Genomic DNA, 20,221 nt, shown 5'->3' on the forward strand with positions numbered 1-20,221 from the left:
TAGCGCGTTATCCATTGCTAACCATCTTACCAATTATGTAGGTCGGCTATGCCGGGGATGATTATAATTTGGTTACGTTAGCGGCTTGTGGTCCACGTGCGCCTTCGACAATGTCGAACTCCACGTCTTGTCCTTCTTCAAGTGTTTTGAAGCCTTCTGTTTGAATTGCGGAAAAATGTACAAATACGTCGCCGCCGTCAGACGTTTCAATGAAACCATAACCTTTTTCTGCGTTAAACCATTTTACTTTACCTTGCATGCACTAACATTCCCTTCGTCATCAAATGAAGTGAAGCTCTCGCCCACATTTCCGACTATACCACCCAAAGTTATCCATTGTCAATTGGAATTGATAATGTTTTCATTCATAGTTATTCCAATTTTACAAAGCGACCTATTCCTATAGATTGAAATGATATATTAGGCAAAAGAGTTTACTATACTTGTATAGTAAACTCTTTGTGAATGTTTGAAACTTATAGGGGAAAAACATTGAAAATTTTTGTTATTTCTTTTTTACCTAATTATAGTAAACTACCGTTGGCTGGGGCTCAATTCCTTTTGCATAGTAGTAATTCAAATTACTTACAAAATCAATTACTTTCTTTGTATCCAGATCATACACAAGAATGTCTGGATCTCCAGCCATATCAATAAAATCTAGGCGTCTCGGCGTAGTTCTGCCACTGGTGTCAACAAAAGAGGAACTGTGATACGGTGGGTTGCCAGAACTATATGCAGATTCAAAATAGGTAAAAAGCGTGTCTGCATTTAGAACAATCAGAACAGCATTATCCGAGCTTGCATAATTTGAGGTATACTTCACAGGCGTAGTGATATTTTTAATCCGAACATCTGATACATTATGACTCCTTGAAGAATAACTGCCCCCACTGGAAAAGTTGAATTCTCTTGACCATTCCAAATTCGGGTTTGCCACCGTTGTATTGGCAATTTGGGTCCCATTCACCTTAATATCTCCGTTTGGATACTCAATGACCGTATATAACAAATTGTTAGAGTAAGATGTTAGCTTGGCCGTCTTACCATTAATCGGTGTATCCGCTGGCGAGGCCGCATTCATGTGGATACTATAGCTTTCACCTACCGTTCCTGTGGAGGTAACACGAAGTCCCCAGTCCCCTGCTTTTAAGTCTGTAGCAAACTTCAATTCAGAGGCCTTTCCTCCAAAACCCGTCAAACTTGCTGTACCCGTGCTCCAATCAATCGAATACAAATCAAATCTATAATTGGGATTACTGGATTTGATCTGAGCCAGAATGCTTCTATCCGTAGGTACGTTAAAAAACCAAAAATCTGTTGGATCAGTTGTCGTTAAAGAATCAGTGAAACTCATGAGGTCACCGTTCACATTGAAATTAGACATTAATGTAACCCGGTGATTGTTCACTTTAAGAGTCTCACCATATACAGCCTCAGTCGTGCTGGTAGGTTCCAGCATTTGAGTCGTACTGACCGAAAATGGCGTAGGGCTCCCCTTCTCCGTCGTACTTGATGAACTGGCCTCAACCGAGGCTGGAGCTATTGACATACTACTTAAAACTAAAATGGCTAATAAAATTCCTGAAAGATATTTTCCCCACTTCATAAACATCATCCCTTCTCAGAATATTTAAAATTATTCATAGATTGAAAATAATCCCTATGGATGATGTACTAATTCTATAAAATACTTAATTATCCTTTATTCTAAGGTTTCGTCTTAGACGATCTTACGTTGAATCTATGAATGAGTCTTGATCAGCACCCTCATCATACAAAGAGAGCACTGTCATCTTGGAAAGCTAGAAAGTTTCATGTGCACCCTTCTTTCGACTTCCTCGTCCAATAATACCAACTTTCCATTTTTTGAATTCTGTAACCACACTTTATATATAAATTCAATGCATTGTAATTTCGACCTTGTGTTGAAACTACTAGTTGTTCAATCGGCCTGCTTTCAAGAAACACCTTTAATTCTGTTAGCAACTTCGTGCCTATTCCATTGCTTTGATGTTTCAGATCAATTCCTAAAAGACCGATTCTTGCCTTTCTATTTATTAGATTTTCTTTAATTGTCACAAATCCAATAATTTCTCCATTTAATTTAATGACAAGACAATAATCATCGAACGCACCAGTAATAGACTTTTTCACCCATAGTTTATATAACTCATCCACTTTTTCAATATTAAAAATATGTGGATAACAAGAATATCTACTATCCTTAAATAATCCAGTCATCATATTTTGTAAAACAGGAAAGTCATGCTCCGTTGCTAATACAAGAGAACTTTTATTCTGTGCATTAGTATCTATTCTAGTCTCAAATGTTACTTTAGTATCTGCTAAGTGGAAATTTTCATTTTCGAGAAAATGAATAGTCGTTATATCATCAATTTTACAAAGTGCTTGTATAAAATCTAATTGATTCTTTTCTATCACATGTTGAAAATATGAGCTTGTAACTGGGGAAGTAGTAGAAACTTCCGCCATATTCATAGCAAAAAAAATAGAATCCCAATGCAAAAGCCTTAGCATCCTAAATCCCTCCAACTATACTGTCGAAAAAAATCGTATATACAATCTACAATCTTATTTATATCTGACTCTTTTATATTATAATAGAGAGGTAATCTAATTAAGCGTTCGCTCTCTCTAGTTGTATAGGCATCCTCACCAATAAATGAACTATGCTTTAATCCTGCCTCGGAACTATGAAGCGGCACATAATGAAAAACAGCCATGATTTCATGTCTTTTCAAAAAATTCAATAGTTCGGTTCTTATTTCTAAATCTCTTACTTTAATATAAAACATATGAGCATTATGGGTACTATTAAGAGGTATAAATGGTAAGTCGATTAAATTTAATTCACTCAAAGGCTGTAATAGATTAAAATATAAATTCCAGCTAACCAATCTATTCTTTGTAATCATTTCTGAGGCTTCAAGTTGTGCCATTAAAAATGCAGTGTTCAGTTCACTAGGGAGGTAGGAAGAACCTATGTCAACCCAAGTATACTTATCTACCTGACCTCTAAAAAATTTAGATCTGTTTGTCCCTTTCTCACGTATTATTTCAGCCTTTTCCATAAATGTTTCATCATTAACTAACAAAGCGCCACCTTCCCCGCAATGTACATTCTTGGTTTCGTGAAAGCTGATACATCCTAAGTGACCAAGGGTACCCAGTTTCTTTCCTTTATATTCGCTAAGAATCCCTTGTGCTGCATCCTCCACAACTGCCAAATTGTATCTATTCGCCAACTCTAAAATTTTATCCATATCACAAGCTACTCCAGCATAATGCACTGGGACAATTGCTTTTGTTCTATCTGTGATCGCATCTTCTATAAGATCTTCATTAATATTCATAGTATCAGGTCGAATATCCACGAATACAATCTTAGCTCCTCTTAAAACAAAGGCATTGGCAGTGGATACAAACGTATAAGATGGCATGATAATTTCATCACCCTGTTGGATATCCAAGAGAATAGCAGCCATCTCCAGCGCATGTGTACAAGAAGTCGTTATTAATGTTTTTTTTACATCAAAAGTTCTTTCAAACCAGTTTGCACATAAACGCGTAAATTCTCCATCCCCCGAAAGATGTCCACTAGAAAATGACTTTTCGACATACTCTCCTTCTTTGCCTACGATTGCCGGTACATTGAAATTTATCATTATCATCTCTCATTTCAGCAAATTATGTGGTAAAGCCCATGCAGCTTAATAAAAGTGTGGTGATTTAGTCATAGTCTCTATAATTTCTCTCATAACCTTTTCACTGTCAAAAATTTCATCCGCCCTGTTTAAAGCTACAGATTTTTCGCGTTCCCTAAATGCAGGATTTTCCCATTTTTTTATAAATATCTTCACATCATCAAAACTATTAATATGATAGTACTCTCCTGCCGTGTGAGCAACATCTCCAAAGGCATATGTAAAAACAGGTAGCCCTTGCCGTAAAGCAATGGCAGCAGAAGTACCGCCTCCAGATCGAACTGTGTTTAAATACGCGTCACACACTTCATAAACAGCGGCTAAATCCTTTTGAGCTCCGACATGGACAGATTGTTTATCAAGAGTGACATATCTATTCGTTATTTTTTTATAATTTTCAAGTTCACCTATAAACATAATTCGGGTATGATCATTACATTTCAACAAATCGTCTAGTTCTGTTAAAAAAGAATCGTCTAGCTCCGCATCAAGGCGATTACCTACTACGGCCAATACAAAATTTTCCTCGCCTAACCCCCAATACTCTCTATGCATTTTAGTTTGTGGAGGCGTATATTTATAAGTAAACACACTTTCAATAACTGATTCCCGAGACCTGTTTAATTCTTCTAGCGTGTTCAAATCTGCTTGGTTTATTTTTCTGGGCAAAATTGAAAATGTGCTCTCGGAGGTGGGGAGATCATACGCTAATGGCAGCGTGATAACAGGCACAAAATTAGAAAATAAGTCGGCGCTTACATTTGAGCCTGATATAGATAAAACAAATAGAGGCTTTAAATACTGTATCGCTTGGATCAACTCCATTATTTGGTCGCCATCTGGCATTTCTTTTTCGCATTGAGAGAATGGAATACTTGAATTTTCGTACATTAACCTGCCAGCTTGATTGTACCCCTCATCATAGTTAAACAGGACAGCATTAAAATAAGGCGTGACTATAGAGCGTGGCATGTCTGCCGTATTTATGAGAAAAATATTTTTTTTGAGATTATATAAAGCTTTGCAATGATCTAGCGCTACTTGTGTTGGACTATGTGACATAGAAAGTATCTGTCCAGCTACAACAACTACCAGATCTTTGTTTCGTTCTTCATAAGGAATCCAATTCCCTTCGTTAGCGATTTGATTATTAAAATACTCAAAATATCTTCGATATATTTTTTTCAATCTGTTAGTATTTTTTTTCGTTTTCAATTTAGGAGTAGTAAAAAGAAGGCTGGTAATTTGCCAATAAATAAAATGAAGCACGTCTATCCTTACTTCTTTTTCTATATATTCAAAAATATCCTCCAAAAACTTCTGATCCTTTGTACATGCGAGTAGAAATGACGTTAAATATAGTCCCCAATTCTTATAATCTGATATCATTTGTTCGATTTCAGTTACTATCTCTTGACGACTATTTGAATTTAGACTTTCAAAGTTTCCATTTAATTTGGTTAACTCATGATCTAGTAATTTGTATACTTCCACAATTGATAGTTTATCATTTGACAGTATTTTTTCTATTTCAAGCGTTACTTTGGAACTTCTCATTAGGAACCTCTTTTCATTCTATAATTAAGATTGTACAGAGGGAAGCTGGATTAGGATTTTAGAAACAATGTAACAAGCACATTAATGGGATGTTCGATATGGATTCAACATATATTCATCGAAAAAAAGCCTTCATTTGATTAATAACAAAGCTCTGCTCATCCACCGACATATTTGTTCCAGAGGGCAAACAAACCCCTTTTTCAAATAATATTTTGCCAATATCCCTGCCATCTTCATGAGTAAAATATACGGCATCTTTAAAGAGCGGTTGTAGATGAAGTGGCTTCCATACTGGTCGAGATTCAATATTATCTTTTCCTAAATACCCTATTAAATCACTAACGCTTGTACCAATAATCTCAGGGTCTATTATCATTGTTGTCAACCATCGAGTAGACTTGCCAAAACTCTTTTCCGGCATAAATTGTATTCCATCCACCCCTGATAGCTCATAGCTGTACTTTTCAAAAACTTCTCGTTTCTGTTGAATGCGTTCGTCCAACACACGAAGCTGCCCTCTTCCTATACCAGCCAGGACATTGCTGAGACGATAATTGAAGCCTACATCCTCATGCTGATAATGTATCGCCTTTTCCCTCGCCTGAGTTGCGTAATATCTTGCTCTACTTAGTGCTTCTAAATCATCTGAAACCAGCATGCCCCCACCTGAAGTAGTAATAATTTTATTTCCATTAAATGAAAGAATGCCGAATTTCCCAAGCGTTCCACTCATTTGCTTGCCGTAAGTTGCTCCGAGTGATTCCGCAGCATCTTCTACAATCGGCACCTCGTAATAATCACATATTTTTTTCAACCGATCGTAGTCTGCACTTTGCCCGTACAAATTGACTATAACTACAGCTTTAGGTTTCTTTCCCTTATCTGCATAAGTCTTGAATGCTCGCTCTAGTGCCTCAGGGGACATATTCCAGCTGTCTGGTTCCGAATCGATAAAGACAGGAATTGCACCTTGATATAAGATCGGGTTAGCACTGGCAACAAAGGTAAGAGAAGAACAAAAAACAATATCATCCTTTTCCACACCAAGCAATATCAAAGACAAGTGAATCGCTGCTGTTCCAGAACTTAGGGCAACTGCACCTCCACACCCCAGATAACTTGCCACCTCTGTTTCAAAAGCGTCAACATTTTTACCCAAAGGTGCAATCCAGTTTGTTTCGAAGGCCTCTGCGATATATTGTTGTTCAAACCCGCCCATATGCGGTGAAGATAAATAAATTCTATCTCGATTGGACATTTTGTTTCATCCCTTATCCTTATAGGTTTTTTATTACTTTGGCCGGACAACCCACAGCTATAACTTTTTCTGGCAAATCGCGGATGACACAAGAAGCTGCACCAACGATGGTATCACACCCTACACGAACACCAGGTATAAGACTTGCACCTATTCCTATATGAGCACAGCACCCGATCTGAACTCCACCTGCCATATGTACACCTGGGGAAATATGCACGAAGTCTTCTATTCGGCAATCATGATCTATAGTAGCCGCCGTATTAACAATGACATGCTCTCCAACAAACGCGTCAGCGTTAATTACAGCATTAGGCATGACAACCGTCCCCTCCCCAATGAATGCGCTGGGTGCGACTACAGCGCTTGGGTGAACAGCAGTACCAAATTGAACTGAAGCAACTTTTAATTGACTTACAATCTTCCTTCTGGTTGTATTATCTCCGATTGCCACAATGAACAGCGCCTCTGGATACAGAGATAATAGTTGAGCAATCTGATTACGGTTCCCCAAGATCGGCAATCCGTTCCATGCTTCTTCTTTACAATGGTCATCCAGAACTCCAATGATTTCTTCACCACAGGACCGTAAAATATCCACGATGACCTTGGCATGTCCTCCTGCTCCAAAAACAATATAGCTCAAGGCCGATCCTCCTTAATAGGTAATGGTCTTTTGAATAAGCTGCTCTGACTTGGATGTTCGGTTCAATATATCTACGATGCGAGAGCTTGTGTTATCTCTACTGTAAATATTGTCGGCTGCTTTAACAATTTGTTGGAAAGACTCAGACATTGCGTACTCCATTGCAGAAGTCAATTCGAGCTCATCAGCTGCAATATCTATTGTGTTCACAGAACGCTCTCTGCCTGTCTGGCGAGTTCCGATATTAATGACTGGAACATGAAAGGAGGCAGCCTCAATAATCCCCGATGAAGAATTTCCAATTAATATTTTTGCATTTTTCAACATCGTCAGATAATCAAGTTGCTCAAAACTGGTTACAAGGTGCAGCCCTTTTCTTGCAGAAAAACGATTATATACATCAACGATCGCATCAGCTCCAGCATCCGAATTGGGCATCACACAAATTACCTCATTCTCCCCAGCCAAGAGAACTTCCATCATCTTACCAAGGATGTGCATATCCGCTTCTTCCGTAGTGACAGGATGATAAGCAAACAGCACATAATTGTTATCTATATTCAGATCGTATTTACGTTTCGTCCTCTCTAGCTCAGGCAGGGATGTATTCATCATCGTTTCAATTCTCGGAGCACCGACTACATGAATTCTCCAAGGTTCTTCGCCAAGCCTAATTAGGCGCTCTCTGCTTCCATTTGTAGCCACAAAGTGAATGTGGGCCAACTTACTAATCGCATGCCGAACAGACTCATCAATCGTGCCGGATACCTCTCCACCATGCAAATGAACAAGCGGAATGTTCATGTGAGAGGATACAATCGCAGCTGCAAGCATTTCTCCCCGATCTCCTAATACAACAACGAAATCTGGTTCCAAAGCTTCTACGGCTTGTGTCATGCCCATGATTGCTATTCCAATAGAGCGAGACATATTAGCATGGGTAGATCCCTGAAGCAGACAGTCTACCTTAGCAGATACACGAAATCCGTCCTTTTGGATAGCGTCCAATGTATACCCATGCTGTGGAGATAAATGCATTCCTGTAACCAACAGGTGGAGCTCCAGAGCATGTTCTTCCTTAAGAGCCCGCAAAACCGGGTAATATATCCCATAATCAGCTCGTGTTCCGGTAATCACCAATACTTTTTTCATTGCACATCATCCCATGATAACAAATAGTCTTCATGTACATCCTTTAAAAGCTGCTTACCAACCAAGTCATCAAAATATTTAGGCTCTATTCCAGTGCCCGGACGCTTGATAACTAGATCTTCTCGAGTTAATTGCTGGCCTGTTTTTTTAGGTGTTGCCATCACAATACTTTTTCTTGCAACGGCTCTGGTGCTTTCCTCGGAAGGCATACATCTTTTAACACCATCCCCTAAAGCCTGCTCCACATTTCGAATCGCAAGAACCATCTTTGAAAAGTCAGCAGGCTCCAGTGAAGCCTTATGGTCAGGACCTGGAAGATTTTGATCCAATGTAAAATGCTTTTCAATAATTCTAGCTCCCAGTGCTGAAGCCGCTATAGCGATCTCAATCCCAGCCGTATGATCTGAGTAACCTGTGACCTTATTAAAGGCAGTAGATATTGTTTTCATAGCTAGCAGATTCACATCTTCTAAAGGCGCCGGATAGTCAGAAGTACAGTGTAGTAATAGTACTTCACTTTTTTTAAATGCTTGTAATGATTCTCCAATTTCATCTAAATTAGACATCCCGGTCGATAGAATAATCGGACGCCCATAGCTATCAAGCTTCTGAAGAAAGGGGATATTATTCATATCTCCTGATCCTACCTTGAATGCGTCAATATGAATTGAATTCAGAAACTCAGCACTTTCTTCATCAAAGGGTGTAGAAAGGAAATCTATCCCTTTATCCTCACAGTACCTTTTCAAAAGAACAAAATCCTCAAAGCTCAATTCCAACTGTTTTAACATATCTAGTTGGCTTTCAGCTGAATTGGTATTTTCTGTCTGATAATTAGCCTTCTGGGCGTACTTGGTCACCAGCTTTTCGCTTTTAAAGGTTTGGAATTTCACTGCATCGGCACCGCATAAAATCGCTTGATCAATACACTCGAATGCAAGCTCCAATGATCCGTTATGATTGACTCCTACCTCCGCGATAATATAGATGGGGTTGCTACCATTATTTAATAAGAGGTTTTTCATGTTATATTCCTCCCTCCTACTGCAAGGATTCCTTGTGATTGGATTCTCTCCAAAAAAACTCTGCCATTTTTAAATCAAACTCGTCATCTATGTCAATAGATCGTTCTTTAGGCATAATGTAGCCACAATTATTAGGACCAACCAAAGTGTCACTATTCATCAACAGATCTCGTTTTACGATATAGATGGCTCCGTTTAAAGCATGCAGTTCTTTCAGATCTTGTCTCCTCAAATGCTCCCGTTCACCTTTCAGGTAGGGCGTAAGCCGTCCGTTATCCATTTCCCTTAGTAGATAGGGTTGCACTCCAGACAAAGCGACACTTTGAAGTGAATCAGCCTGATGGTCTAAAAATATTTTATATGCTTCTTTAATGTCCATAGCATTTCGCAGTGGAGATGTGGGCTGCAGCAGCATAATAACATCAAAAAATTGATTTTGCGTCTGCTCATAAAATTCAACTGCATGCTTCAATACATCAATGCTTTTGGCCTTATCGGTAGCCAGTTCATCGGGCCTTATAAACGGAACATCTGCTCCGGCTTGGCCTGACACACGAGCAATCTCTTTACAATCCGTTGAAACTATAACTTCGTCTACACAACCACTGTTTAGCGCGGCTTCAATGCTATATTGAATGAGCGGCTTATCATGTAACAATCTTATGTTTTTACCAGGTAAACCTTTTGATCCACCCCGCGCAGGAATAATCGCCAAACATTTGTGATTGCTCATCATACAATACCTTTTGTAAAGCCCAATCCGTTCTGTTCAATAAGCTCCCGAATGGCTTTCGGGAAAATCTGTGGTGCAGTCATCGAAGAATATTCTTGACGAATAGCCTTTTTAAAACCTTCATAATCCTGCTCTGCGGTATGAAATAACGAAGGAATGATATACATCTGTCCATTCTCCAATGCTCTTTCAGATTCCTCAAGCGTCATGAGTTCCTCATATAGCTTTTCACCCGGCCGGATTCCGGTCTCAATGATTTCTCCACGATAGGGTTTACCAACTGCCTCTTCATATGAATCAACCAAGCATTGGGCCAAATCCGTAATTTTGAGAATCGGCATTTTTAGTACGAATACTTCTCCGCCTTGCGAATAGTGCGCCGCATTTATGACCAATTGAGCGGCTTGAGGAATAGACATCATAAACCGAGTCATCTCTGCATGTGTGACCGTCACCGGTATCCCTTTAGCAATCTGATCACGGAATAAAGGAATAACAGAGCCCCTGGATCCCATAACATTTCCAAAGCGGACACAAGAAAAGATGGTACGTTTGCTCCCTTTATACAAGTTGGCGGCAGAAATTAAACGTTCTGATAGCAGCTTCGTAGCTCCCATCGTATTCGTTGGATTTACCACTTTATCTGTGCTGATGGCTACTACTTTTTCTACATTATGCTCAATAGCCGTCTCTATCAGATTTTGTACGCCAATAACATTCGTTTTCACTGCTTCCATAGGGTTATACTCACATGCAGGCACATGTTTGAGAGCAGCAGCATGAAAGATATAATCCACATCCTCCATAGCATAACTCAGTCTTTGCTTGTCCCTGATATCACCGATCAGATAACGGATATTCGTATATTCTTTTAATTCCTGCTGCAGATCAAACTGCTTGCTCTCATCCCTGCTAAAAATCCGTAAGGCTTTAGGGTTATACGATAAAATATTACGTACAATTTCGCTTCCAATCGAACCTGTGCCGCCCGTAACCAGTACAATCTTGTTGGTAAACATAATGACCTCCGGAGTGTAAAACGATTAATTTATATATCTTTATGGATCACTGCATCGCTATCTGTTTTTTTATCTAAACGGCGAATCGATTCTGAAAACATTTCTTCAAGTATTGGAATTTGTGCTGTGATATCCTGTAGCAGCTTACCTAGATGCTCATAGATTAGATCAGACTTACGAGTCAACTGATGTTCTGTCACAATCACAGGGAGCACCTGATCAAAACGCGCAATTTCGATAGGCATAATGGACTCAAATATAGGTGAGAACCATTCCCTGTTGGCAATCCCCCCCCACATCTGCTCTATGGATTCCATCATATTTTGAGCCTTTGCTGGTTTAGTCCGGCTAAACTCGCGTAGCTTATTCATAAGCTTGTGAATGGCTGCAATCTCAGAGCGTACATTGGAAAGGTCCTCACGTGTCGCTATCAGCTTATCTCTGACATCCTGCACCTTATTCATATCAACAGCAATATTTATTTTGTTTATCAAATCGGCAATTGCATCATGATCAACAGATTCTGATACCATCCACTCATAGATCTCATCCATAGGCTTGAATGGAGCACCCTCAATCACTGCACCATTGCGGCTTGAATTGACAAATTCAATTCTCGGAAGGGCCGTAATAAGATTTTCGAGTCCATCCTTCATCAAAGAGAAACTCTCGTCTGTAGTGTTGTATGTTCCCTTTACATTCAGTACTTTCTTAGGCGCTTCTTGCACTGTCTTATCCGTAGCTTCGGCTGCAAAATGTTCAATTCCATCTGCGTAAAATTTGTTATCAGGGAACGACAAATCCTGACCTGCAAGTATGATCCGTTTAGCCCCTAAACATGCTGCTGCTTGAATAGCCGTTCCTGCAACCGTTTCTGTGGGGGATATAAAGAGTTCCTCTTTACTGAGTCCAAAGAAATACTGAGATACAGCATCACTTTTCATAATACTATGAATTTTCTCTGCGCAGTTCTGATCCGAAATCTCATAATAAGATGAGGAGGTAAACAATAAAGGCTGCTCCCTTGTTACAGAAGAAGCAAAGATTTTCTTATTGACTGGATGTCCATCCATAATAACAGCAAGGTGAGGCTGTATTCCATGCTTTACTAAAGCTTGAATACTGGAGCCTGCTGAAATAATCAGTACATGAGGACGTAATTTTTTCAACCATTCGATATCTTCTTGTAACGATGGTCCCGATGATACAACAACCACCGTTACACCCTCAAAAGCATAAAAAAGTCGCTCAATGGAAGGAGTGTATAACACATCAGAAAGGTGATATAGATAATTCCGAGTCCATTCTTCTCGAAAACGATTCTCTGTATGTTTATCTACCAGGAAGCTCTGACGATATTCCTGAAATTGTTCCTTTACTTCACGCAATAAATTCATATCATCTGATAGATACTTGCGCAGTGCGATAAACCCCAAATCTTGCAGCATATAACTACTTAACATATGAAACATCATATTGAGCTGAGATTGGCCAACCGATAACCAGTACAAATTGGGATGTCCCAACAAAAGACTGAGATCGTAATCCGTCACTGATTTACGAAACAGCTGCTCATCCGGCTCGTATACAAACAACCAGTGGTTCGGATAGAATTCGAGGAGGTCAGCAATACTGAGCCCCCTTTCAAACCCATATACAAAAATAATCTTCCCATTTCCAATAGATCCATCGACAGCATTGAGCCAAGCGATATCCCTTTCAAAGGGCTCAGTAAACAAAGGTATAGATAAGTCATCATTCAGCAAACTGTTTATTTTGGTTGCAACATGAGGGAACCTTTGCTCTAGAATTGTATGGTTTATTTGTAGTTGAGACAAGGTAATACCACCGTTTCACATTAATATTTGTTAATTAGTATATCGGATTTACTCTTAATGGAATGAACCTTTTCACAAAAATACCCCCATTCTAAATCGAATAGGGGGTACGCTCCATAAAGCATTTTTTATTTGCGATGATCAATAAACAAACTGTCTACAGAATAAGCTTGCTGGTATGCATGCTGCTGCACACGAATGGCTCCGCGTTTCTCCATCCATTGACCAGCCTCATCCTTTAGTACATGCATACGCTGTAAAATTGAAGAATCGTTACTTAGTATGTCACGAATTTTCTGCTTATCATTTTCCGTTAACGATGATTGATAGGGCTGCATCTGTTCTACAATGCGCTGTCTTTGATCTGCAAACTGTTCAAAGTCTTCCTCATTTAAATTCAGAAGGTTAGATAACACTGCTTCTGTCCTATGTTGTAGCTCTTCAAGGAGTACTTGCATATTAGGATCTGCCATCACACACTACCAACTACACCAGGCATTTTCATGGCTTCCAACCAAGCTTCCCGTAGGTCAGTCAAATGTTCCAGCACCTCTTGTGCCGGAGCGGCTATTTTGTGAACATTCGCCTCAATCAGCTCATGCAGCATATATTCATACACTCGCAATAAGTCATGGGACATTGGATACTCAAAATTCAACGCAGATATCAACTCGTGTACAATAGCTTGCGCTTTACACAAATTATTATTTGCTTTCTCGTTATCCTTATTCTCTATCCCCTCAATCCCCGCACGAACGAAACGAATAGCCCCATCGTACAGCATAATCAGCAGTTTAGGTTTGGATGCAGTTTGCGCTTGAGTCTGCCGGTATTTCTGATAGGGTGTATTGATCAATTGTAAAACCTCCTTTATGACGACATGCCTGTAAGACTCGAAGATGTACTATTATACTTGCTAATTGCCGTCTCCATCGCAGTGAATTTTTTATAATAGTTAGTTTCAATCATCGTTAGGCGACTAGTCATGTCACTAATTCGACGGTCCAGGCTCGACAATTGCTCTCCCATTGTACTCGTAGAAAGAAATGAAGCAGTTAGGTCCTTACTAACTTTTGAAGTACCCGCTGTATCGGCCATTCTTTGAAGTGAGGTATTCGAAATTTTCTTTAGTTTAGCAAGAATACCGTCTTGCTGTGTATATTTATTTGTTAGCGCCGTGCTTGGATCCTGTTTCCCAAAAAAATTTGAGATAACATCTGGATCTTTTTCAACCGCTGCGCGCAATTTGTCTGCATCTAGAATAAGCTTGCCTTTCGTATCATACGTACCCGTAGTGATTCCCAGCTCAGACATCATTAAAGGCTTATTCTTACCATTTGCATCAACTCTGCCGATATCTACACCTTGAATCAAAGCATTACGCATTTCAGATAATGTATCCTGCAAGATGGGATCGTTTCTAAGCATGCCACTCTTAGCCTTGGTTGTCCAGAGCTTGACTTCATCATCGCTCATAGCGGCTTTTTGTTCCGTCGTAAGCGGAGTGTATTTTTTATATCTTTCTTCACCAACCTTACCATTGAGTGTAGCGAGAACATCATTATACGCATCGACAAAACTTTGAATATTTTCCACAATCTTATCGGTATCTTTGGTAGCTTCGATCCTTGTCGCAGCACCACCAGCTGCCTTCAGCGTAATATCAATGCCATTAATGGTAAAATTATTTGATGACTTTTTGACTTCAAGTCCATTTACCTTTAGCACAGCATCGGTTCCGTTCGTTGAAGACAGTTTAAACTCACTACTAATTTGAGCATCGATATTGAATATTTGCGAGCCCGTAGTTTTACTTGTTAACGACAAACCAGATTTGGCATCATACAGGGCAGTTACTCCCGTCTTACTGTTATCATTAATTTTTTTGACAAATGACTCAATGGTTTCGTTTGCATCCACATCAATAGTGGTCCCACCAACCTGAACCGTACGAGCTGCCCCATCGGCAAATGCAAGCTCGGTGCTTGCCTTTTCAGACCATGTGCTGTCTGAGACAGATCTTGCGGCAGTAGCGAGATTGGTTACTGAGATATCCAATACTCCACTGGCAGACGATGAAGCCGAAGCAGTCAACGCGTCACTATTTCCCGTTACTGTTACTTTCTGCGGATTCATTGAAGCAGTACGGCTTAATATCGTCAACTTATCTTGTAGAAATGAAACAACTTTAGTACTAGCCTCACGATAGTTTTCTCGTTTCCATTCCATCAATTGTTTCTGTTGATTCATTTTGTCGAGCGGTACACGCTCAGCTGTCATTAGCTTTGTGACTACTGCATCAATATCCATGCCTGAGGCAAGACCACTTATTCTTGTTACCATAATTGTATGTCCTCCTATATTTTCTTATCGATAATAATTCCTGCAATCTCCATCATTCTAGCGGCTATATCCAGAATTTTTTCAGGAGGTACCTCACGAATCAGATCGCCCGTTTCCTTGTTCATCACTTTTATCATGATTGCATGTGTCTTTTCATGCACAGAGATCTCAAATGTCTTCTGCGGACCTTGTATAGCATCAATTACTTTCTGTAGCTCCAAAACTGCTTCCTCATGTGTCGGTTGCTTCTGACTGGTACCACCTCTATTGGTTGTTCGAACAGCATCTTGTGTGGTAACATAATTTACTTCGGCATCTGAAGGGGCTTCACGTTTTATTCCTGCTGATAGCTGAGTCGGCAACGGATTCCCAGTGCTAGGGGGTATCATCGAGTCCATAAAATAACCTCCATTAAAATTTTTTAGACACAATAAATCCGTTCTGTACTTGAAATGCTAATACATTATATATCGGTAGATGGGTGTAATTATTTATGAAAAAACTAAAATAAAAGCAAAAAAAGATCCTGCTTCTCGCAGGATCTTTTTTTTGTAATTGCTGTCGTTTAAAATTAACGAAGCAACGACAGTACGCCTTGTGGCGCGGAATTTGCTTGTGACAGCATGGATTGCGATGCTTGCAACAAGATGTTGTTTTTGGACAGAGCAACCATTTCTTTTGCCATGTCAGTATCACGAATACGGGATTCGGAAGCTGTCAGGTTTTCTACAGTTGTGCCCAAGTTGTTGGAGGTATATTCCAGACGGTTTTGCATAGCACCAAGGTTCGCACGTTGCTTAGCAACTTTTTCAATTGCATTTGTTGTTTGAGACAAAGTTACTCCAGAAGTAAGACCACGGATTTCAGTGGAATCGATACCTTTGATAGTAATTACGAACTTGTTATCATCAGCTTGGATTTTAACACCTGGTCCGCCGGAAATTGCAATACCGTTGAATTTAGTGTTAGACAGAATTGCGTCAATTTGACCACCCAATTGACCAAGTTCTGCTTTGATGTTGGATTTATCGCCAGCACTGTAAGTATCATTGGATTGTTGAACGCTCAGTTCTTTCATACGAGTCAGCATGGAGGATACTTCGTTCATTGCACCTTCAGCTGTTTGTGCGAAAGAGATACCATCTTGAACGTTACGTTGTGCTTGTTCCAGACCACGGATTTGACCACGCATTTTTTCGGAAATGGAGAGACCAGCAGCATCGTCAGCTGCACGGTTGATACGCAGACCTGAAGACAATTTTTCCATGTTTTTGCTTGCTGCCGTGTTGTTCAATTGCATGTTACGGTGTGTATTTACTGCAGGTAAGTTGTGATTGATAATCATTTTAAATTTCCTCCCTGAAATGGTTTGATTCCCACGTCCTTGTGGTATAAGCGTCTTCACAGGTCGGCCGCCCTGAAGAATTACCGCTCTAAAATATATATCGACCCTTAAGCTATAATTGTTTATAGCATTCCAGATTTTTTTAAAAATATTTTCTTAGAAGTTTACGACACTGTTATATAGACGATTATACCTATTACTGTTTCAGATGAATAAGCAAAAACAAAGGCCGACACTTTACTCGTGTCGGCCTTTCTCAATGAATGTGCACTACTATTATTGTTTAATCAGGACTTTCTCTTATCCATTTCTAACATTGCATTATGAATAGCATTCGAATCCATAACAGCAATTTGATTATTTTGCTGAATAGCATCAAAGACTTCTTTTCGGTAAATATCGATATCCTTAGGAGCAGAAATACCGATTTTCACAGTATCTCCTTCAACAGAAAGAACTGTAATGACGATATCATTCTGAATTACAATGGATTCGCCCTTTTTACGTGTTAATACCAGCATTAGGACTCACCGCCTTTGCTGGACTCTATTTCATTCCATAAGGGATGCTTAATAGTATAGTTCGTATTTTGCAAAACAATTTGCTTCCCCGTTCGCTGTTCAATGTTAAAAATTAAAGGTGCAAGCAAATTAACCGTCGTTTTAGACTGATCGCTGTTCCATGTACAAATACATCGTACTGATATTTGTTCCTGACTTGTAATCCCAATATCCTCTAGAGCATCATCAGATAACTCAAATTCATAATCTTCAAAGAAATCAAATGGATTTACGGTGATAAAAATAGTAGCTGGCTGCTCTACTGCACTGAAAAGACTAAATAATTCATTATGTTCCTGCAGCTGAAATTCCCGAAGTTGTTCAAATCCTGGTATTCCTTTTGGAAACACATAAAGACTAGTATTTTTCTCTTGGTTTTCTTCATCTAATTTCTGTTCTGGGGTCATAAGTAACTCCTCCTATAAATAGTAACAAAAAAGCTACGGACCACTCGTCCATAGCTTCAAATCACAAATGTCAAAGATAAAAATCAGCTCATAAAGTCCATCAAAGATGGCTGCATGATCTTAGCAGATGATTTCAGGGCAGCTTCATAAATGGTTTGGGCAGATGTAGCTTGAATCATCAGACTAGCAACATCCGCATCTTCCGTTTTAGCTTGAAGTGTCGTCAAGTTCAAATTTCGCTCTTCCAAACGGGATTGTATCAGTTCAACTCGATTCGTACGTGCACCCACTTCAGACAAACTTGTCTGCATTTTAGTAAAGCGGGATTCAATACTTGAAAGTTGACTCGATATTGCCGTACTATTTCCGCTGCTTAGTGCAGAAGATATAGCATCCATAACCTTAAAAACATTATCCGCCTCTGTTGATTTCCCAAAAAAATCGCTACCGGACGTATTTACCCGAAATGCATCTTGGTCTCCAACTGCATAGCTGACAGCGCCTTGATCCGGATTAATCTGATCATAACTTGTTACCGTAGCAGATAGCTGATACGGCATCTGATCATAATTTTGTCCATTAAAAACATACTTCCCACGAAGCTGGCTGTTACCAATATTCATCATTTGTTCTTTTAACTGATCAACTTCTAGCTTAATCGAATCCAAGCCGGATTGAGGTAGTGTTTCACTTGAAGCCTGTACTGTCAGCTCTTTAAGACGCTTCATTACATCACTGGCTTGTTGCATGGTTGTATCAGTGAAATCCAACCAGCTAACAGCCGCATCTGAGTTCGTCTTGTATTGTTCATTAGAAGCTAACTCAGCTCTGTAACGTAGCGCATAAGTTACCCCCACTGGGTCATCTGAAGGCTTGTTCAGCTTACGACCAGTCGAAATCTGATTCTCCATTTTACCCATATTACTATTATTTCGATTCAGGTTACTGAGCAATTGCATATTAGTCATCCCTGAAGTCACTCGAATTGGCATGGCTTACTCCACCTTCTCATTATACTAGAGACCTACGCGACCTGTACCATTAATCAGCTTTTCCAACAGTTGATCAAAAGTTGTCATGAACCGGGAAGCTGCACTATAAGCATGTTGGAACTTGATCATGTTTGACATTTCTTCATCAAGCGACACCCCGCTGACGGATTGTCGGTTCAAGTCCACTTGCTCGGTCAACAGCTGTGCATTTTTCGATTGACGCTCTGCTTCCTGGGTTTGGACACCTAATTGTCCAACAATTGAACTGAAGAAGTCATCTACCGTAGTAGATTGGGCTTGAGTTGTATTAAAACCAAACTTCACATTTTTTAGGCTCGCCATAGACAATGCCAAAGCATTGTTACCTACAGTTACCTTTTCATTAGCTGTTCCCGTTCCATCTACACGCAAAGAACTGGCAATTTTATTGGGATCATCTTGAATATCCTTATTCAGCGTAATGTTACCGGCTGTAATAGCAGCTCCATCTTTCGAGGTAAAAAACACTCCTCCCTTTTCTGGAGTTGTGCCACTGAGTGTGTATCCCAATTGATGGAGTCCATTAATCCCTTGTACAGTTACTTTCAAATCCGCGGTCAAGGTTCTGTTGTTATTCGCATTTGAGTAAGTAACTGCTGCATTGTTGACACCTGAATTTAGTACCGTTCCCTCAGGCAGAACTGTACCTGCGGGCAAAGTAATTTCAATGTTGCCATTCGCCAGCGTATTAGCTAACTGGTCCATCTGAGTTTTGTAATCTGCTACATATTTATCTCTGGATAAAATCATACCGTACACTTCGCCACCAGTTAACGCTCCACCTTGATATGCAGCCTCAAGGCCAGCCGCTGTAATAGCAGTTACCTCTGTGCCCGCTACAGCTATCTGTCCTGCCACCGTTACCTGATAACCGTTATCCAGCTGAGTTACCTGCACATTTGCAAGCTTGGACAACTTATCAACTGCATAATCCCGCTGATCACGCAAGTCATTTGGATTATCCCCAAGTTGTTCCAACTTGTAAATATTACCATTCAGGTCCGCTATAGACTGCAATAACGAATTCATCTCAGATGTTTTTAATGTAACGTTATTAGTTAAATCAGAACTGAGTGCATCCAGTTGCTTGCTAGCCTGGTTCATCGCATCTGTCAGAGCAAGCGTAGTCTCTTTTACAATTTTGCGATTCGTGACATCCTGAGGGTCTTGGCTCAGATCTGACCATGAATCCCAAAAATTATCCATGACCTTACGAATACCTGTATCCGAAGGTTCATTCATAATGGTCTCAAGCTTGTTCAGTGTGTCATAACGGATGTCCCATCCACCTTGAGAAGAACTTTCATTACGATACTGATCGTCCAGAAAAGTCTGACGGACGCGCTCAATAGCAGTGAATTCAACCCCTGTACCCATTTGACCTCGTACTACGGAACGATTCAAACCGTAGGCTTCCATAGAATCCGAGGCCTTCATACTAACCACTTGTCTGGAGTAACCAGCTGTGTTGGCATTTGAGATATTGTGTCCGGTTGTATTAAGTGCTGCCGTTTGTGTGTTTAAGCTTCTTTTCGCTGTTTCTATACCATGAAATGTTGAGACCATATTTTCCTCC

21 protein-coding genes are annotated in these 20,221 nt (G+C 39.8%); all 21 read right to left on the minus strand.

The features are described from left to right. Positions 1-61 precede the first annotated feature (61 nt). Entirely contained in the window at positions 62-259 is a 198-nt protein-coding gene (locus ACUYLD_RS14600) for a cold shock domain-containing protein (protein ID WP_013312263.1), read from the minus strand. Between the two features lie 261 nt (positions 260-520). After that, entirely contained in the window at positions 521-1,609 is a 1,089-nt protein-coding gene (locus ACUYLD_RS14605) for a hypothetical protein (RefSeq protein WP_446675367.1), read from the minus strand. Between the two features lie 206 nt (positions 1,610-1,815). Beyond that, positions 1,816-2,541 carry a GNAT family N-acetyltransferase gene (locus tag ACUYLD_RS14610; RefSeq protein WP_446675368.1) on the minus strand — a complete coding sequence of 242 codons (726 nt, stop codon included), beginning with the start codon at positions 2,539-2,541 and terminating at the stop codon, positions 1,816-1,818. Continuing rightward, positions 2,535-3,689 carry a dTDP-4-amino-4,6-dideoxygalactose transaminase gene (gene rffA / locus ACUYLD_RS14615; RefSeq protein WP_446675369.1) on the minus strand — a complete coding sequence of 385 codons (1,155 nt, stop codon included), beginning with the start codon at positions 3,687-3,689 and terminating at the stop codon, positions 2,535-2,537. Before rffA ends, ACUYLD_RS14610 begins: the two co-directional genes overlap by 7 nt. 45 nt (positions 3,690-3,734) lie before the next feature. Then, on the minus strand, positions 3,735-5,285 hold the full coding sequence (locus ACUYLD_RS14620; RefSeq protein WP_446675370.1) for a glycosyltransferase: 1,551 nt from the start codon (positions 5,283-5,285) through the stop codon (positions 3,735-3,737). Between the two features lie 115 nt (positions 5,286-5,400). Next, the gene (locus ACUYLD_RS14625; RefSeq protein ID WP_446675371.1) at positions 5,401-6,546 is read right to left on the minus strand and encodes a DegT/DnrJ/EryC1/StrS family aminotransferase; all 1,146 of its coding nucleotides are present in this window, start codon (positions 6,544-6,546) and stop codon (positions 5,401-5,403) included. A 19-nt stretch (positions 6,547-6,565) separates the two neighbouring features. Then, a complete protein-coding gene (locus ACUYLD_RS14630) occupies positions 6,566-7,192 on the minus strand; it encodes an acetyltransferase (RefSeq protein WP_446675372.1) in 627 nt (208 codons plus the stop codon). A 12-nt stretch (positions 7,193-7,204) separates the two neighbouring features. Further along, entirely contained in the window at positions 7,205-8,344 is a 1,140-nt protein-coding gene (neuC, locus tag ACUYLD_RS14635) for a UDP-N-acetylglucosamine 2-epimerase (RefSeq protein WP_446675373.1), read from the minus strand. Continuing rightward, positions 8,341-9,369, minus strand: a complete 1,029-nt coding sequence (neuB, locus tag ACUYLD_RS14640; RefSeq protein WP_446675374.1) for an N-acetylneuraminate synthase — start codon at positions 9,367-9,369, stop codon at positions 8,341-8,343. Before neuB ends, neuC begins: the two co-directional genes overlap by 4 nt. A 16-nt stretch (positions 9,370-9,385) precedes the next feature. After that, positions 9,386-10,105: an acylneuraminate cytidylyltransferase family protein gene (locus ACUYLD_RS14645; RefSeq protein ID WP_446675375.1), complete on the minus strand. Its 720-nt coding sequence runs from the start codon at positions 10,103-10,105 to the stop codon at positions 9,386-9,388. After that, positions 10,102-11,121 (minus strand): UDP-N-acetylglucosamine 4,6-dehydratase family protein, encoded by a 1,020-nt coding sequence (locus ACUYLD_RS14650; RefSeq protein ID WP_446675376.1) that lies wholly within the window; start codon positions 11,119-11,121, stop codon positions 10,102-10,104. Before ACUYLD_RS14650 ends, ACUYLD_RS14645 begins: the two co-directional genes overlap by 4 nt. A 29-nt stretch (positions 11,122-11,150) precedes the next feature. Beyond that, on the minus strand, positions 11,151-12,959 hold the full coding sequence (locus tag ACUYLD_RS14655) for a motility associated factor glycosyltransferase family protein (protein WP_446675377.1): 1,809 nt from the start codon (positions 12,957-12,959) through the stop codon (positions 11,151-11,153). Positions 12,960-13,087: 128 nt separating this feature from the next. Continuing rightward, positions 13,088-13,432, minus strand: a complete 345-nt coding sequence (locus ACUYLD_RS14660) for a hypothetical protein (RefSeq protein ID WP_446675378.1) — start codon at positions 13,430-13,432, stop codon at positions 13,088-13,090. Further along, a complete protein-coding gene (gene fliS, locus ACUYLD_RS14665) occupies positions 13,432-13,815 on the minus strand; it encodes a flagellar export chaperone FliS (protein ID WP_446675379.1) in 384 nt (127 codons plus the stop codon). Before fliS ends, ACUYLD_RS14660 begins: the two co-directional genes overlap by 1 nt. A 14-nt stretch (positions 13,816-13,829) precedes the next feature. Further along, positions 13,830-15,302, minus strand: a complete 1,473-nt coding sequence (gene fliD / locus ACUYLD_RS14670) for a flagellar filament capping protein FliD (protein WP_446675380.1) — start codon at positions 15,300-15,302, stop codon at positions 13,830-13,832. Positions 15,303-15,316: 14 nt separating this feature from the next. Then, positions 15,317-15,700 (minus strand): flagellar protein FlaG, encoded by a 384-nt coding sequence (locus ACUYLD_RS14675; protein ID WP_446675381.1) that lies wholly within the window; start codon positions 15,698-15,700, stop codon positions 15,317-15,319. Positions 15,701-15,873: 173 nt separating this feature from the next. Continuing rightward, positions 15,874-16,647: a flagellin N-terminal helical domain-containing protein gene (locus ACUYLD_RS14680; protein WP_446675382.1), complete on the minus strand. Its 774-nt coding sequence runs from the start codon at positions 16,645-16,647 to the stop codon at positions 15,874-15,876. A 287-nt stretch (positions 16,648-16,934) separates the two neighbouring features. After that, the gene (gene csrA, locus ACUYLD_RS14685) at positions 16,935-17,168 is read right to left on the minus strand and encodes a carbon storage regulator CsrA (protein WP_053326244.1); all 234 of its coding nucleotides are present in this window, start codon (positions 17,166-17,168) and stop codon (positions 16,935-16,937) included. Next, entirely contained in the window at positions 17,168-17,614 is a 447-nt protein-coding gene (locus ACUYLD_RS14690; protein WP_322158810.1) for a flagellar assembly protein FliW, read from the minus strand. The genes csrA and ACUYLD_RS14690 overlap by 1 nt, the downstream gene beginning before the upstream one ends. Before the next feature lie 83 nt (positions 17,615-17,697). Further along, positions 17,698-18,606, minus strand: coding sequence for a flagellar hook-associated protein FlgL (gene flgL, locus ACUYLD_RS14695; RefSeq protein ID WP_446675383.1), 909 nt, complete (start codon positions 18,604-18,606; stop codon positions 17,698-17,700). A 24-nt stretch (positions 18,607-18,630) separates the two neighbouring features. Continuing rightward, positions 18,631-20,211, minus strand: a complete 1,581-nt coding sequence (gene flgK / locus ACUYLD_RS14700) for a flagellar hook-associated protein FlgK (protein ID WP_446675384.1) — start codon at positions 20,209-20,211, stop codon at positions 18,631-18,633. Positions 20,212-20,221 lie beyond the last annotated feature (10 nt).

The organism is Paenibacillus sp. SER-28 (assembly GCF_052906305.1).